At 72.0% G+C, this 15,864-nt stretch carries 17 protein-coding genes; 13 read left to right on the forward strand and 4 right to left on the reverse strand.

Annotated features, from left to right (window positions below; genetic code table 11):
• Window positions 1-34 precede the first annotated feature (34 nt).
• The 8 genes from B2P18_RS14500 (at window position 35) to B2P18_RS14535 (ending at window position 9,765) form a co-directional block, all read left to right on the forward strand.
• Window positions 35-625, forward strand: a complete 591-nt coding sequence (locus tag B2P18_RS14500; protein ID WP_029210846.1) for an ArsR/SmtB family transcription factor — start codon at window positions 35-37, stop codon at window positions 623-625.
• Window positions 626-733: 108 nt separating this feature from the next.
• Window positions 734-1,987: an MFS transporter gene (locus B2P18_RS14505; RefSeq protein WP_286961364.1), complete on the forward strand. Its 1,254-nt coding sequence runs from the start codon at window positions 734-736 to the stop codon at window positions 1,985-1,987.
• A gap of 13 nt (window positions 1,988-2,000) precedes the next feature.
• Window positions 2,001-2,468 (forward strand): NUDIX domain-containing protein, encoded by a 468-nt coding sequence (locus B2P18_RS14510; protein ID WP_239263687.1) that lies wholly within the window; start codon window positions 2,001-2,003, stop codon window positions 2,466-2,468.
• Between the two features lie 8 nt (window positions 2,469-2,476).
• A complete protein-coding gene (locus B2P18_RS14515) occupies window positions 2,477-3,268 on the forward strand; it encodes a Cof-type HAD-IIB family hydrolase (protein ID WP_286961365.1) in 792 nt (263 codons plus the stop codon).
• Between the two features lie 163 nt (window positions 3,269-3,431).
• Window positions 3,432-5,387 carry a beta-glucoside-specific PTS transporter subunit IIABC gene (locus B2P18_RS14520; RefSeq protein ID WP_286961367.1) on the forward strand — a complete coding sequence of 652 codons (1,956 nt, stop codon included), beginning with the start codon at window positions 3,432-3,434 and terminating at the stop codon, window positions 5,385-5,387.
• Window positions 5,388-5,463: 76 nt separating this feature from the next.
• Window positions 5,464-6,873 (forward strand): glycoside hydrolase family 1 protein, encoded by a 1,410-nt coding sequence (locus B2P18_RS14525; protein ID WP_286961368.1) that lies wholly within the window; start codon window positions 5,464-5,466, stop codon window positions 6,871-6,873.
• Window positions 6,874-7,034: 161 nt separating this feature from the next.
• Window positions 7,035-8,903, forward strand: coding sequence for an HNH endonuclease signature motif containing protein (locus B2P18_RS14530; RefSeq protein WP_286961369.1), 1,869 nt, complete (start codon window positions 7,035-7,037; stop codon window positions 8,901-8,903).
• A 25-nt stretch (window positions 8,904-8,928) separates the two neighbouring features.
• Window positions 8,929-9,765 carry a PRD domain-containing protein gene (locus B2P18_RS14535; protein ID WP_286960078.1) on the forward strand — a complete coding sequence of 279 codons (837 nt, stop codon included), beginning with the start codon at window positions 8,929-8,931 and terminating at the stop codon, window positions 9,763-9,765.
• 3 nt (window positions 9,766-9,768) lie between these two features.
• On the opposite strand, the gene B2P18_RS14540 is transcribed toward B2P18_RS14535, so the two are convergent.
• Entirely contained in the window at window positions 9,769-9,966 is a 198-nt protein-coding gene (locus tag B2P18_RS14540) for a DUF5302 family protein (RefSeq protein WP_019285042.1), read from the reverse strand.
• A gap of 181 nt (window positions 9,967-10,147) precedes the next feature.
• On the opposite strand from B2P18_RS14540, the gene B2P18_RS14545 reads away from it, so the two are divergent.
• The gene (locus B2P18_RS14545) at window positions 10,148-10,579 is read left to right on the forward strand and encodes an SRPBCC family protein (RefSeq protein ID WP_029210853.1); all 432 of its coding nucleotides are present in this window, start codon (window positions 10,148-10,150) and stop codon (window positions 10,577-10,579) included.
• On the opposite strand, the gene B2P18_RS14550 is transcribed toward B2P18_RS14545, so the two are convergent.
• Complete coding sequence (locus B2P18_RS14550) at window positions 10,576-11,100, reverse strand: 2'-5' RNA ligase family protein (protein ID WP_286961370.1); 525 nt, start codon at window positions 11,098-11,100, stop codon at window positions 10,576-10,578. The genes B2P18_RS14545 and B2P18_RS14550 overlap by 4 nt on opposite strands.
• Window positions 11,097-12,722 (reverse strand): FAD-dependent oxidoreductase, encoded by a 1,626-nt coding sequence (locus B2P18_RS14555; RefSeq protein ID WP_029210854.1) that lies wholly within the window; start codon window positions 12,720-12,722, stop codon window positions 11,097-11,099. Before B2P18_RS14555 ends, B2P18_RS14550 begins: the two co-directional genes overlap by 4 nt.
• 72 nt (window positions 12,723-12,794) lie before the next feature.
• Between B2P18_RS14555 and B2P18_RS14560 the strand changes: the two genes are divergently transcribed.
• The 3 genes from B2P18_RS14560 to B2P18_RS14570 are packed head-to-tail and all read left to right on the forward strand — an operon-like array spanning window position 12,795 to window position 14,198.
• Window positions 12,795-12,962 (forward strand): hypothetical protein, encoded by a 168-nt coding sequence (locus B2P18_RS14560; protein WP_019285046.1) that lies wholly within the window; start codon window positions 12,795-12,797, stop codon window positions 12,960-12,962.
• 50 nt (window positions 12,963-13,012) lie between these two features.
• Complete coding sequence (locus tag B2P18_RS14565; protein WP_019285047.1) at window positions 13,013-13,276, forward strand: metal-sensitive transcriptional regulator; 264 nt, start codon at window positions 13,013-13,015, stop codon at window positions 13,274-13,276.
• 55 nt (window positions 13,277-13,331) lie between these two features.
• Window positions 13,332-14,198, forward strand: coding sequence for a fructosamine kinase family protein (locus tag B2P18_RS14570; RefSeq protein WP_286961371.1), 867 nt, complete (start codon window positions 13,332-13,334; stop codon window positions 14,196-14,198).
• Here B2P18_RS14570 and B2P18_RS14575 read toward each other — a convergent pair.
• A complete protein-coding gene (locus B2P18_RS14575; RefSeq protein WP_019285049.1) occupies window positions 14,189-14,968 on the reverse strand; it encodes an alpha/beta fold hydrolase in 780 nt (259 codons plus the stop codon). The genes B2P18_RS14570 and B2P18_RS14575 overlap by 10 nt on opposite strands.
• Window positions 14,969-15,135: 167 nt before the next feature.
• Between B2P18_RS14575 and B2P18_RS14580 the strand changes: the two genes are divergently transcribed.
• Window positions 15,136-15,846: a hypothetical protein gene (locus B2P18_RS14580; RefSeq protein WP_019285050.1), complete on the forward strand. Its 711-nt coding sequence runs from the start codon at window positions 15,136-15,138 to the stop codon at window positions 15,844-15,846.
• The last annotated feature ends 18 nt before the right edge of the window (window positions 15,847-15,864 follow it).

The following is a 15,864-nucleotide window of genomic DNA, read 5'->3' on the forward strand; positions in this document are numbered from 1 at the left end:
TGTGCAACTGTCCTTGTGGATCTAGGGTGGTGCCATGACTGAGGACCAGCGACCCCGCAGGGCCAACCCGGCGCACTCCCTCACGGAGGCTCCGGCCCTCGCGGCGTTCGCCAACCCGGCGCGAGCCCGCATCCTCGACGCCCTCGCGGTGGACGGCCCGTCCACCGCCTCCATGCTCGCTCGGCGCACCGGCCAGGCCGTCGGCAGCGCGAGCCATCACCTCAAGGTCCTCGACGAGGCCGGCCTGGTCGAGGAGGCGCCCGACCTGAGTACCGATCGGCGCCAACGCTTCTGGCGCCTCGCGCACGCTCACACCCGGTGGTCGCGCGCCGAGATGACCGACCCCACCGCCCAGGCCGCGGCGCACGAGGCCGAGATGGTGGGGCTCGAGCGCCAGTTCCAGCGCGCGCGCGACGACATCATGACCACCGCCGACAACCCCGGCAGCGCCTCGGGCTCGTTCGCCACCCAGCAGTGGCTCACCATGTCCCCCGCCGAGCTCGACCAGCTCTCCGAAGAGCTGCTCTCCGTCATGCGCCGCTGGCAGTCCCGCGAGCTCCCCGACGACGGGGTCGAGCGCGAGACCTGCTTCGTCTTCGCCCGCGGCTTCCCCGCCCAGCCCTGACCTACCTCAGGTAGGCACATCAGCCCGACCTCGACGCGACCACGTTCGCCGCGGCCATCGCCACGGTGCGCCCTCGCTCGATCCTGCCCTGCCACAAGGAGCTTCGTCATGCCCGCACGCCCCCCGCTCGGCCGCGACTTCCACCTGCTGTGGGCCGGCGAGACCGTCAGCCTCGTCGGCAACGCCACCACCTCGATCCTGCTCCCGCTCGCCGCCGTCCTCGAGCTGCAGGCCGGCCCCGCCTGGATGGGCGCCCTCGCCGCCGCGACCTGGCTGCCCTGGCTCGTCATCGGCCTGCCCGCCGGTGCCTGGGTCGACCGGCTCGATGCCCGCCTCACCATGATCGTGGCCGACATCGCCGCGGCCCTCACCCTGATCACGGTCCCGGTGGCCGCCTGGCTCGACCACCTCACGCTCCCCCACCTCGTCCTCGCCGCCCTGGCCGGAGGCGTGCGCACCGTCTTCTTCCGCACCGCCTACACCACGATCATCCCGAGGCTCGTCGACGACGCCGCGCTGGACACCGCCAACGCCCGCCTCTTCGGCACCGAGGCGACCGCGATGGTCGTCGGGCCGAGCGTGGCCGCACGCCTGGCGGCGGCCGGCGGCCCGGCATTCGGCCTGGCGATCGACGCGGCGAGCTTCCTCGTGTCGGCAGTCTGCCTCTGGCGGATCAAGCCCGGACGCCCCGTCCCCGACCAGGATCGTGAGGGGGATGAGGGGGCCGAGGGGCTCGGGGCGCGCATCCGCGAGGGTCTCGCGTTCGTCTTCCGCGACCGCTACCTGCCCTGGCTGGTCGTCATCGGGGGCCTGTCCAACCTCGGGCTGACGGGGTATGGCGCCCTCCTCGTCCTCTACCTGGTGCGCGACCTGGGGCTCACCACCGACATGGTCGGCTGGTACTTCACCACCGGCGCCATCGGCGGTGTCATCGGCTCGGTGATCGCCGTCCCGCTGGCCCGCCGCATCGGCACCGGTCGCCTGCACACCGTGGCCCTGCTCGCCGCCCCCGCCGCGCTCCTCGTCGGCCTCCCCACCGACCGCAGCCAGGTGTGGGTGTCCGCGTTCGGCTACGTCCTCGTCGGCACCTGCGTCGTCGGCGGCAACGTCGTCCGCGCGAGCTGGCGCCAGCGTTACGTGCCCGCCGAGGTCCTGGGCCGCACGGTCACCGCCATGTCGACGGTCAACTTCGGCACCATGCCGCTCGCGGGGGTGCTGGCCGGCTGGCTCGGCAGCACCGTCGGCGTGCGCCCCACGATCCTCGCGATGGCCGGCCTGCACGTGGTGGCGTGCTGGCTGGTCGTCGCGAGCCCCCTCGTCCGGCTCCGTGAGCTGCCGGCGCGCGAGACCGCGAGCGTCTGAGATGCTGACGCGCATGAGCGCCTGGACCCCGCCCGAGCTGCCCGTGTCCGCGGGCGCCATCCTCCTCGACGAGCAGGGCCGCCTGCTGATCCTCAAGCCGACCTACAAGTCCGGGTGGACCATCCCCGGCGGCGTCATGGAGGCCGACGGCGAGTCCCCGTGGGACGCCTGCCGCCGCGAGGTGCTCGAGGAGACGGGGCTCGAGGTCGACGAGGGACGGCTCGTCGTCGTCGACACCCGCCCCGGCAAGGATGGCGCCAAGCTCGGTCTGCGCCTGCTCTTTCACTGCGGCACCGTGACCGCCCGCGCGGCACGGCGGATCCGCCTGCAGGAGGAGGAGATCAGCGAGCACCGCTTCGCGCCGGTCGAGGAGGCGCTCGAGCTGCTGCGCAAGCCGGTGCGCCGCCGCGTCGCCGCCGGCCTCGAGGCCGAGCACGCCATCTATCTCGAGAACGGCCGCCCCGCCCCCGGAATCCGTTGAGGAACAACATGTTTGCGCTCATCGCCGTCGACATCGACGGGACCCTGCTCCGCTCCGACCAGACCCTGTCCCCACGCACGCGCGATGCCTTGCGCACGGCACGCGACCAGGGAGCGGTCCTCATGCTCGCCTCCGGGCGCCCCGAGCACGGCCTGCGCCACCTCGCCGAGCGCCTCGGACTCGGGCTCGACCGGCTCGTGCTCTCCGCGTGCAACGGTGCGGCCGTCGTGGACGCCGAGACCGAGGAGATCATCTGCCACCGGACGCTCGAGCACGCCCTCGTGGCGCGGGTGCTGGACCTGGTGGAGGAGCTCGGCCTCGCCGCCAGGACACCGCTCGGGCACGTGGTGCACGCCACCCGCGAGGACGGCTACAACGTCGCCGACGAGGCGCCGGCCAACGGCATGGAGCTCGCCATCACGCCGCGCTTCGAGGAGCTCGACGAGCCCCTGCACAAGATCCTCGTGTGCGCGGAGCCCGACCTGCTGGCCCAGCACCTCGACACCTTCCGCGGCGAGCTGGACGGTCACGCCGAGCTCGCCCTCTCCGCCCCGTTCTACCTCGAGATCACGCCGCCCGGGGTCGACAAGGGGTCCGGCCTGCTCGACTACTGCGCCGCCCGCGACCTCGACCCCGCCGAGGCCATCGCCTTCGGGGACAACGAGAACGACCTGCCGATGCTGCGCGTCGCCGGCACCGGGGTGGCCATGGGCAATGCCCTGGACCACGTCAAGGCCGGCGCCGACCGGGTCACCGCCTCCAACGACGAGGACGGCATCGCTGAAGCGTTAGACCTCTGACCACTGTTGCGGGCGTCCCGCACCCTCGCTATCGTCTCTCTCGGCGGATCACCGCCACCCAGGATTGTTACTCGGCAACGAGGCAAGACCTGAGCCACACGCTTCGGCGTGCAGCTCAGGTCTTTTTTGTTGCCCGGCAACCGCATCGAGACAGGACCGGACGATGGCGTCGGTGGACTACAAGGCAACAGCACAAGGGATCCTCGATCACGTGGGCGGGGAGGACAACGTCCTCAGCGCGACCCACTGCGCGACGCGACTGCGCCTCAAGCTGCGCGACGTGAGCAAGGCCGACACCCAGGCGGTGGAGCGCACCCCCGGCGTCATCACGGTGATGCAGGCGGGTGGGCAGTACCAGGTGGTCATCGGCAACAACGTGCCCAAGGTCTATGCCGCGCTCGGTGAGATCTCCCGCCTGACCGGGGACGACCGGGTCGTCACCGACGAGGGCCCCAAGGGCAACCTCCTCAACCAGTTCATCCAGCTGATCTCCTCGATCTTCCTGCCCGTGCTCTGGCCACTGGCCGGGGTCGGTCTGCTCAAGGCCTTCCTCGCGATGGCGGTGCAGTTCAGCTGGATCGACGTCAAGTCGACCACCTACATCATCCTCAATGCCTCGGCCGACGCGCTCTTCTACTTCCTGCCGATGTTCCTCGCGGTCACGGCGGCCAAGCGCTTCCGCGCCAACCAGTTCACGGCCATGGCGATCGCCGGCGCGCTCGTGTACCCCGCGATCGTGGCGCTCGGCACCGCGACCGGCCCGGTCACCTTCTTCGGGATCCCGGTGACGATGATGAGCTACACCAGCTCGGTCATCCCGATCGTCGTCGGCGTCTGGGTGCAGGGCTACCTCGAGCGATTCCTGGAGCGGGTGCTGCCCGACGCCCTGCGCAACTTCATGGTGCCGCTGCTCACGGTCCTCATCATGGTGCCGCTGATCTTCATCACCGTCGGACCGATCACCACGTATGCCGCCAAGGGCATCTCGGCCGGCGTCACCGCCATCTTCACCTTCGCCCCCTGGCTCGGCGGCGCCATCATGGGCGGGCTGTGGCAGGTCTTCGTGCTGTTCGGCCTGCACTGGGGCTTCGTGCCGATCATGATCAACGACCTGTCGACGCAGGGCTACTCGCTGATGGCGGGTCCGCTGATCGCCCCGGTGGTCGCCCAGGGCGCCGCCATGGCGGCCGTCGCCCTCCGCTCCCGCAGCGCCAAGCGTCGCGAGATCGCGGGCCCTGCCAGCCTCTCCGCCCTGCTCGCTGGCATCACCGAGCCCGGCATCTACGGCGTCACGCTGCCCCTCAAGATCCCCTTCTACGCCGGCATCGCGGGCGGCGCCGTCGGCGGCGCCATCGCCGCCATGGGCGGCTCCGGCAGCACGACCTTCGCCTTCGCCTCGCTGCTCGCCCTCCCCGCGTGGGGTCACGGCAGCTTCACGATGCAGGTGATCGGCGACGCCGTCGCCATGGCCATCGCCTTCGTGATCACGTTCCTCTTCATGGACCGCGAGAGCAAGGACGTCGACGCGGCGATCCCGGACGCCGTCCCGGCCGCCGCCACCGCGGGTGACGCGCCCTCCGCCCCCGTGGCGGGCTCGGTGGCCACGACCACCACGACCACCACGACCACCGCTGCAGCGACCGCCGACGCAGCCACCGAGGGCGGGATCGTCGACCTGGCCGCCCCGGTCACCGGCACCGTCGTCCCGCTCGCCCAGGTCAACGACAAGGTGTTCGCCTCTGGTGTGCTCGGCGACGGCGTCGGGATCGTGCCGACCGACGGCACCGTGCGCGCCCCCGTCACCGGGACCGTCGTCACCGCCGCCGCGACCGGGCACGCCTTCGGCCTCAAGACGGACGACGGCGTCGAGGTGCTCGTCCACGTCGGCATCGACACCGTCCAGCTCGACGGCCGCCACTTCACCGTCAAGGTCAGCACAGGCGACCGCGTGCAGCGCGGCGACGTCCTCGCCGAGGTAGACCTGGTCGCCGTGGGCGAGGCGGGCTACGACACGACCACGATCATGACCGTCACCAATACCGCTGCCCTCACCAAGGTCACGCCGCTGCCCGAGGCGACCGTCACCGCGGGCGATGCCGTCGTCGCGGTCCAGCCGTGATCCGCTCCCGGCATACGACCGCTCGCACCCACCGATCCCACCCGACCAGCCCAGCACGACCGACGAAGGAGACATCATGACGACCACCTTCCCCGACGGATTCCTCTGGGGCGGCGCCACCGCCGCCAACCAGCTCGAGGGCGCGTATGCCGAGGGCGGCAAGGGCCTGTCCATCCAGGACGTCATGCCCCACGGCATCACGACGCCGCCCACCGAGGGCCCCACCCTCGACAACCTCAAGCTCGAGGGCATCGACTTCTACCACCGCTACGCCGAGGACATCGCGCTCTTCGCCGAGATGGGCTTCTCCGTCTTCCGCTTCTCCATCGCGTGGAGCCGCATCTTCCCCCAGGGCGACGAGACCGAGCCCAACGAGGAGGGCCTCGCGTTCTACGACCGCGTGCTCGACGAGCTGGAGAAGCACGGGATCGAGCCGCTGATCACGCTGTCCCACTACGAGACCCCGCTGCACCTGGCGCGGGAGTACGGCGGGTGGACCAACCGTGAGCTGATCGGCTTCTACGAGCGGTTCGCCCGCGCCTGCTTCGAGCGCTACGGCTCGCGCGTGAAGTACTGGCTGACCTTCAACGAGATCAACTCGATCGTGCACGTGCCCTTCATGTCCGGCGGCATCCCGACGCCGGTCGAGGAGCTGAGCAAGAGCGACCTCTACCAGGCCATCCACCACGAGCTGGTCGCCTCCGCCCGCGTGACCAGGCTGGCGCACGAGCTGGCCCCCGGGTCGCAGATCGGCTGCATGGTCATCGCGATGCCGACCTACCCGCTGAGCCCCGACCCGCGGGACGCCCTGGCCGCCAAGCAGGCCGAGCACACCAACTACGCGTTCGGCGACATCCATTGCCGCGGCTACTACCCGGGCTACCTCCTGCGGTTCTTCCGTGACAACGGGATCGAGATCGAGATCACCGACGCGGACCGCGAGGACCTCACCAACACCGTGGACTTCGTGTCGTTCAGCTACTACATGAGCGTCTGCCAGACCGCCGACCCGGCCAAGCAGGCCACGGGCGAGGGCAACATCATGGGCGGCGTCCCGAACCCCACCCTCGAGGCCTCGGAGTGGGGCTGGCAGATCGACCCGGTCGGTCTGCGCATCGTGCTCAACGACTACTGGGACCGCTGGCAGAAGCCGTTGTTCATCGTCGAGAACGGTCTCGGTGCCAAGGACCAGCTCGTCGAGGTCGACGGCGTCAAGACGGTCGAGGACGACTACCGGATCGCCTACATGAACGACCACCTCGTCCAGGTCGGCGAGGCGCTCAAGGACGGCGTCAACCTGCTGGGCTACACCTCCTGGGGTCCCATCGACCTGGTGAGCGCCTCGACGGCCCAGCTGTCCAAGCGCTACGGCTTCATCTACGTCGATCGCAACGACGACGGGTCGGGCACGCTGGAGCGCTTCCGCAAGAAGTCCTTCGGGTGGTACGGCGACGTCATCAGGTCCAACGGCGGCTCGCTCGTCTGACCGTATGGCGCCGGGGCTGCGCGGGCACCGCTCGCGCAGCCCTCGCGGCATGCTGGAAACAGCCTCTGACCTGCAGAGATGTGCCGATCAGCCCTTCCCCTGGAAGGCGTTCTGCGGTAGTCTGTGAGGTGTTGCGGGACGAGGTCGAGGAGGTGGTCCCGATGGTGTCGAGGTCCCTGCCGACGGTCTTCGCGGAGCACCTCCCCAAGGTCCTGGCCCCCATCCTGGCGCTCACCACCGACACACCCCGCGGTGGTGACGCGCGTGACGGAGGAGGCCACCTCGAGGGCCATCTGGACCTCGACGACGCGCGGCGAGCACTCGCCGTCGTCGTGGCCGTCCACCGCGCGACGGCCTGCCTCGAGGCCCTGGCCGTCGCGGCCCACGCCGACCTGATCGACGCGATCGCCGCCGACCTGCGCCGGACCGAGGCCGAGCACGGACGCCACCCGGGCCCTTCGGCCCTGCGATCCGACGCCCGCGTCCTGAGCACCGACGAGGTCGTGGCCGCCACCGGTCTCGGCGTCGGCGCAGTCCAGCGGCGCGCCCGTCTCGCCTCTGCGCCGGCCGCGGTGCGCGAGCCGCTCGTCCAGGCGATGGCCACGGGCATCTGCACCCTCGAGCGCGCCACGACCCTGCGCGACGACACCGACCGCCTGCCCGACGAGGTCGCCTCCGACGTGGCCGAGCGGGTGCTGCGCCCCAAGCGAGGGTTCGACCCCGAGGACCTGTCAACCGACGCCGTCGTCAGCCACCGCCTGTTCCGCCAGCGCCTCCACGCCGAGGTGGCCAAGGAGGAGGCCCGCCTCGGGCTCGAGGCCGAGGCGCGCGCCGACCACCTGAGCCGGCGGGACGTGCACGCGCGCACCACCAGCCACGGCACCGGCGAGCTGCTGGCCGCGGGCACCGCCGATCAGGCCGCAGCCGCCCGGGACCGCCTCGACGCGTTGGCGCGAGCGGCCAAGACCCGCGGGGAGTCGAGGACGCTGGCCCAGCTGCGCTCCGACATCGCCTTCGGCCTGCTCCTGCACGGCACCGTCCCGGGCTGCGAGGCGCTCCGCCCGGCGACGTCCGCGAGCGCGCCGACAACGACCGGAGTGACGTGGATGCCTGGCACGTCCCAGGCGGGCGCGCCGAGCGCCGGTCCGCAGCCCTCTGGAGGTGCTCAGCACGTCCTGCCCGGCCGGCTGCGTCTCGTCGGTCTGGACGGGTGCCTGGTCGACCCGATCACCGGTGAGGTGCTGGGTCCCTTCGGGCCGGGCGTGGGTGGCGGGCGGTCCGGGAGGGCCGGGGACAGCGACGCCACCGAGGACGGCGACGCCACCGAGTGCGGTCAGGACGAGACCTCGCCCTTCGCCGACCTGCCGCTGCACGACCCCGTCCACGCCGACCCGCCGCCGACGCCGCCGGAGCACCCCGACCCCTGGCTGGTCGCCACCGCAGCACTCATCGCCTCCCTGCCTGCCCCCGCCGCCCGCATCGACGTCCGCGTCAACCTCACGACGCTGCTCGGGCTGCAGGACGACCCGGCGCAGCTCGTCGGTCACGGCTGGCTCAGCGCCGACCTCGCCCGCGAGATCGCCCTGCGCACCGACAGCGTGTGGCACCGCGTCGTCCACGACCCCGTGACCGGGACGCTGCTCGAGCGCACCGCGCACACCTACCAGCCCACCGACACCATGCGCGCCGACGTGCAGGCCCGCGACCTGACCTGCCGCCTCCCCGGGTGCGACCGACGGTCCGAGCAGTGCGACCTCGACCACAGCACCCCCTGGCCGGCCGGTCCGACCAGTCCCGCCAACCTCGTCCCCCTGTGCCGGCACCACCACCAGCTCAAGACCAAGCAACGCTGGGAGCACCGCCTCGACGCGGACGGCGTCCTGCGCATCACCACCTATCTGGGCCAGCAGCTCACCAGCCGGGCGCACGAGCACCACGACGAGTCCCTCCAGGCCGCGCGACGCGCCCGGTGGCAGCACCTCGCCCGTGCCGGATGGCTCATCTACCCGCCGCTCGGACGTGCGTCATGACCACGGTCCTGGGCAGGGGGTCGACGTGCAGATCCTGAGGGTCTTCAACAACAACGTCGTCCTGGCGCGCCGTGAGGACGGCACCGAGGTCGTGCTCACCGGACGCGGCCTGGGCTTCCAGACGCGGCCCGGGCAGGAGGTCGACCCGCTCAAGGTGGTCCGGGTCTTCGAGCCGACCGACGGCCGAGACCCCGACACGCTGGGCGGGCTGGTCGCCGCCATACCGCCCGAGCACATCGCCCTGGCCGAGGAGGCCCTGGACCTGGTCGGTGTCCCCGTCACCGCGACGACCCTGGTCGCGGTCGCCGACCACATCAGCTTTGCCATCAAGCGCGTGCACCAGGGCATCGAGCTCGAGATGCCGCTGCGGGCCGAGGTCGAGCACCTCTATCCCCGCGAGCTCGACCGTGCTCGCCAGGTGCTCGCCCACGTCAACAGCCGACTGACCGAGCCGTTGCCCGAGGACGAGGCCGTCGCCATCGCGATGCACCTCGTCAACGCCGCGATGATGGGAGGCGACCTCACCGAGACCTACGCGATGACGGGCATCATCAAGCAGCTCTTCGAGGTGATCGAGAGCTCGTTCGGGCGGCGCTTCGACATGGCCACCGTCAACGCCGCGCGGTTCATCACGCACCTGCGGTACTTCCTGGTGCGGGTGAGGAGCGACCGGCAGCTGACCGACGAGGCCGGCCCGCTGCGGGACGCCATCCGCGCCTCCTACCCGGCGGCCTACGCGTGCGCGCAGCGCTGCCGGACCGTCCTCGAGCTGCGGCTCGGCCGGACCGTCACCGAGGACGAGGTCGTCTACCTCACCCTCCACGTCGCGCGGCTCACGACGGAGGTCGCTGGAGAGGCCTGAGCCTCAGCTGCCAGCCTTGCGGCGGAACATGTGCTGCGAGGCCTCACGGCCGTGCCCCTGGCCCGAGACCTTGGAGCGATCGCTGTCGTCGGCCGACACGTCCCGTCCGGCGTGAGCCTTCTTGGCGTCGAGGGCCGCTCGCATCTTCTGCTTGACCTCGTCCGGGACGGGTGCGTGCTGCGGCTTGTCCTTGGCAGACATCTCTGTCTCCTCTCGCTGGGCGTCCGCCCACTCTCCCACTCCGTCGCGCCGGCCCCAAACGCCTTCCGCCGCCCGTGGCCAAGGTGGACCCGGGGTGAATCTCTCCAGCCGGCCCTTCACCCCGACCGGGACCGCTGGTTACGGTGCACCATCCAAGGACTCGACGACCACAGGGGAACGCATGTCCGAGCAGCAGTCGACCGTCGACATCCAGGCACCTCGTCAGCTCGTCTGGGACGTGCTGACCGATGTGCAGAGCTGGCCCGAGTGGATGGCGGAGGTCAAGGAGGTCCGGACGCAGACGCCCGCCGGCGGGCTGGGTGCGGAGTACTCCCTGAGCCAAGGTGTCCCCGCGCTCGGGCTGCCGATGACCGTGCGGGTCGCGGCCTTCGACGTGCCGGAGCGGCTCGTCCTCGAGCAGAGCCAGGCGGGCAGCAGGACCGAGGTGACCTACACCCTCACCTCGGTCGACGAGCGCACCACGCGCATGCACACCGTGCTCTCGGCGTCCGGTCTCACCGGAGCCTTCAACACCGTGCAGGGCGGCACCTACACCAGCATGCTCGAGGAGGGCGGCACCGCGCTCAAGGACCGCTGCGAGGCGCGGGTCTAGCCCAGCGTCCAGCGTCGGAGCACCCGGGTCTCGCCGCGGCGGTACCAGACCAGCTCGACGCGGTCCGCGCGGCAGCGGGCGGGCAGCACGGTCGCCAGCTCGCGCCGCACGGACTCCTCGTCCACCCCCGGTCCGGTCGCGTCGATGGTCACGTGCGGGACGGGTCGGAACACCCCGCCGTAGGGCGGGTGCCCCGGCAGCGCCTTGACCAGGGCGTCCGTCAGCCGGTCGAAGGGCCTCGGGTCGGCGGGCAGGACGTGGATGACGCCGTTGGGGAAGGTCGCGACCTCGGCCAGCTCCAGGTCGATCGCCGGCGTGTCGGCGCACACCGCGGACACGGCGGCGTCCTGGGCGGGCGTGAGCGCGGCGGGGACCGGGCCGAGCACGGTCACGTGCGCGTGGACGTGGCCCGGGTCGAGGGCGACCAGGCTGGCGTCATACCACTCGTATCTCTCCCGCACGACCCCCTCGAGCGCAGGGACCGGAACCTGCAGGACCGCGTGCCCGGGCCAGGTCGTCACGAGCGGGAGGCTACTCCCGCCGACCAGGTCGTGTAGCCACCGTCGAGGTTGCGCACGGAGCGGCCGGAGGCCTGCAGGATCCGGGTCGCCACGTGCGCGCGGATGCCGACCGCGCAGTGGACGACGAGCTCTCCCTCGGGCACCTCGTCGAGGCGCTCCCGGACCTCGTCGACCGGGACGTTGACAGCCCCCGGTATGGCGCCCGCAGCGAACTCCCCCGGTGTGCGCACGTCCAGCACGGTCGCGCCCTCGCGCTGCGCGGCCTCCACCTCGTGCCACTGGATGGTGTCGGTGAGCCCCTCGGCGAGGTTCTCGTCGACGAAGCCCAGCATGTTGACGGGGTCCTTGGCCGAGCCGAACTGCGGCGCGTAGGCGAGCTCCAGCTCAGCCAGCTCGCTCGCGGTGAGCCCGCCGCGCATGGCCGTCGCGATCACGTCGATGCGCTTGTCGGCGCCGTCACGGCCGACGGCCTGGGCCCCGAGGATCGCGTCGGTGCCGGGGTCGACGAGCAGCTTGAGGGCGAGCCCCTGCGCCCCGGGGTAGTAGCCCGCGTGCGACAGCGGGTGCGTGTGGATGATCCGGTGGGGGCGGCCGGCGGCGACGAGGCGCTTCTCGCTCCACCCGACGACGGCCACCTGCAGCCCGAGGACGCCCACGACGGCGGTCCCGAGGACCGGTCGGTTGCGCACCTCGCGGCCCGCGATGTGGTCCGCCACGCGACGCCCCTGCAGGTTGGCGGTGTTGGCGAGCGGCACGAGGACCGCCGAGCCGTCGAGGGCGTCGGCCTTCTCCACGGCGTCCCCGACGGCATAGATCGCGGGGTCGCTGGTGCGGTAGCGCTCGTCGACGACGATGCCGCCGCGGGACCCGACCTCCAGGCCCGCGGACTCGGCGAGGGCCGCGTCCGGACGGACCCCGATCGCGGCGACCACGAGGTCGGCGGGGACCCGCTCTCCCGTGGACAGCTCCACGTCGTGCTCGCCGATCGCGGTGACCGAGGTCGACAGACGCAGGTCGATCCCGGCGTCGCGCATGACCGCGTGGACGGGCGTGGCCATCTCGGGGTCGACGGGGGCCATCACCTGAGGGGTGGCCTCGACGAGCGTCACGGCCAGGCCCCGGTGCAGGAGGTTCTCGGCCATCTCGACGCCGATGAAACCCCCACCGATGACGACGGCGGTGCGCGCCCCCTCGACGGCTGCGACCATCGCGTCGGTGTCCTCGACGTCACGCAGCGCCAGGGCACGCTCGATGCCGGGGATCGGCGGTCGCACGGGGCGAGCACCCGGGGCGAGGACCACGGCGTCGTACGGCAGCTCGCTCTCCTCGCCGGTCTCGACCGAGCGCACCACGACCACCCGTCGCTCGCGGTCGATGCGCACGGCCTCGGTGAGCACACGCACGTCCAGCTCGAAGCGCGCCCGGAGCGCTTCCGGGGTCTGCAGGAGCAGCGCCGAGCGCTCGGCGATGACGCCGCCCACGTGGTAGGGCAGTCCGCAGTTGGCGAAGGACACGTACCCGCTGCGCTCGACGACGGTGATGGTGGCCGACTCGTCCAGGCGGCGCAGTCGCGCGGCCGCGGACATGCCACCGGCGACGCCTCCGATGATCACGATGTTCATGTCCCAAGCATACCCCCTGGGGTATATGCTCATGCCCTGACCCAGTCACTGGAGCACTCGAGGAGCATCGACATGTGTCGTTCCGTCACCTGCAAGACCTGCGGCAAGACCACCTGGGCCGGCTGCGGCCAGCACGTCGACCAGGTGCGCCGCTCCGTCCCCGCCGGGCAGTGGTGCACGGGCCACGCCGACCGTCAGCCGGAGGGTCGAGGCTTCCTCGCCCGCCTTCTGGGACGCTGAGCCCACACGACCGAACACCTGCCACCGATCGACGACCCTAGGGAGGCCCCGTGCAGCTCGACGTGGAGGATCTGGACCCCGTCCTCAAGCGGCTGCGCCGCGCCCAGGGTCAGCTCGGCGCCGTGATCCGCATGATCGAGGAGGAGCGGGACTGCCGCGACATCGTCATGCAGCTGTCGGCGTGCAGCAAGGCCCTCGACCGGGCGGGCTTCGCGCTCATCTCGACCGGGTTGCAGCAGTGCATGACCGAGGACAACCCGGAGCGCGACGTCGATCTCGCGGCGATGGAGAAGCTCTTCCTCTCCCTCGCCTGACCGCACCGGCTGACGGCACCGGCTGACCGCCGCAGCCCTGGGGTACGCAGGTCTCATGGCCGATCATCTGCCCGAGACCCTGACCCGCGGACTGGACGTGCGCCGGGCCACCCCCGTGAGCGGCGGCGACATCGCGCTCGCCTACCGGCTCGAGACGGCCGACGGCACCTACTTCCTCAAGACCAAGGACCGGCCGACCCCCGACCTGTTCGAGCGGGAGGCTGCGGGGCTCGCGGTGCTGCGCGAGCACGCCCCCGACGACCTCGGCGTGCCGCAGGTGGTGCGGGCCGACGCGAGCGGCCTGGTGCTCGAGTGGATCGACGAGGGTGGAGGCGGACGGGCCGGACGGGGCGCCGAGGAACGGTTCGGGCGGGGGCTGGCCGGGCTGCACCGCAGCACCCACGACACGCTCGGGGCGATCGACGACGCCCTGGCGGGCTACCTCGGATCCGCTCAGGTGGACCTGACGCCCACCAGGAGCTGGCGAGAGTTCTTCGTGGGCAGGCGGGTCCGCCCGCTGACCGAGCGCGCGGTGCGGGAGGGGCGGATCGACCCCGTGGCGCTGCAACTCGTCGACGAGCTGGCCGGACGGGCTGACGAGCTGTGTGGTCCGCCCGAGCCGCCGGCGCTCGTGCACGGCGACCTGTGGGCGGGAAACCGGTTGGTGGACAAGGGCGGTCGCAGCTGGCTCATCGACCCCGCGGCGCACTGGGGGCACCGCGAGTACGACCTCGCGATGATGCAGCTCTTCGGCGGCTTCGGCGAGGAGTGCTACCGGGCCTACGACGAAGCCTTCCCCCTGGCGGAGGGGTGGCGTGAGCGCATCGCATGGCACCAGCTGCCGCCGCTGCTCGTGCACGCCATCCTGTTCGGCGGCGGCTACGGCGCGAGCGCGCTGCGCGTGATGCGTTCCTACGCCTGAGGATCCGCGAGCCAACGGGCCGCCAGCTCCGCCCCCAGCCCGCCGTCGAGGACCACGCCGTGCCCGGCACCCCGCAGGATGGCGAGGCGTGCGCCGGGGATGGCGCGGGCGACGAGCCGCGCCTGGCTGGCCGGAGTCAGCCGGTCCAGCTCGCCGTGCACCACGAGGGTCGGCGCGGTGATCGCCCCCAGGTCGGCCAGGGCGTCGTGCGAGCGGCTGGCCCGGAAGTGACGGCTTCGGTCCAGCGAGCGGCCGCCCACGGCAAGGAGATCCACGAGCGACTGCGGGTTCGGGCCGCCGGGGAAGAACAGCTGGGCGAGCCGGCCGGTCTCCCCGGACCTCAGGATCTCGTCGGCCTCGGGATCACGAGCGGGCGTATGCCGGTCCCCGGCCGACGTGGCCGCCAGCACGAGCCGCCCGACCCGCTCGACGTGGTCGATCGCGAGCCACTGCGCGATCCGGCCGCCCATCGAGTGGCCGAGCACGTCGGCGCGGTCCACCCCGGCGTCGTCGAGCACGGACACCGCGTCCTCCGCGAGCCGGCGTGTGCTGTAGCGGGACCCGTCGCCGCGCTCGCTGTCCCCGATCCCCCGGTGGTCGTAGACGAGGACCCGTCGCCCTGCGCCCAGCCCCGTGAGCGCTCGGTCCCACGAGCGGTGGTCGACGGCCTGCCCGGCGACCAGGAGCAGCGGTGGGCCGTCGCCATACGACCACCAGGAGATCGCGGCACCGTCAGGTGCGACCGCACGCCGCCGCTCGCCCCAGGTCATGGCGAGAGAACCTACCGCGTCCCCCGGGATTCCTAGGCAACTCATAACCTCACGACAGGCTCGCGACAGGACCGCGCACCAGGCTCGCTGGCGACGCAGCAGACGGCGTCGGCTCCGGCGCCTGGCCCCTCGGGCGCCGGCGCCACCACACCGACACGGGAGTCACGATGTCCGACAACAACCGCATCCTCACGGCCGGCGCCGTCGCCGCCGCCGGGCTCATGATCGCCGGTGGCGCGGCCGCAGCGCAGGCGGCCACCTCGACCGCCCCCGCAGCGACGGGCTACGGCTCGACGCCTGGCTACGGCGCCCCGCCCGGCTACGGCGACGGGCGGGGTCGCGGCGGCCACGAGCACACCACCGTCACCGGCGACGAGGCGACCAGGGTCAAGGAGGCCGTGACGGCCAAGGACTCGGCGGTCACCGTCGAGCAGGTCCTCAAGGACCCGGACGGGTCCTACGACGTCATCGGCACCAAGGCCGGCCAGCGCGTGATGGTCGAGGTCAGCAAGGACCTCAAGACGGTCGAGGTGCGCACCGGTGGACGAGGAGGACCCGGCGGGCGCGGCGGCAAGGGCCCGCGCGGCGGCAACCACACCGCGGCCACGGCCTCGGAGACCACGCAGGTCAAGGCCGCGGTCAAGGCCAAGGACTCGACCATCACGGTCGAGCAGGTCATGAAGGACGAGGACGGCTCCTTCGACGCCATGGGGACCAAGGCCGGCCAGCGCGTGATGGCCGAGGTCAGCAAGGACCTCAAGACGGTCGACGTGCGCACCGGTGGCCGCGGCGGCCATGGGCGTCACGCCGGCCAGCCCGGTCAGACGCCGGCCCCCAGCACGAGCGGAGCGGCCTCCCCCGCCGGCTACGCCGTCTGATTCCTAGGTCGGCCCCAC

The sequence above is a fragment of the Arsenicicoccus sp. UBA2120 genome (assembly GCF_002330965.1).
In the GTDB taxonomy this organism is placed as follows: Bacteria; Actinomycetota; Actinomycetes; order Actinomycetales; family Dermatophilaceae; genus Arsenicicoccus; species Arsenicicoccus bolidensis.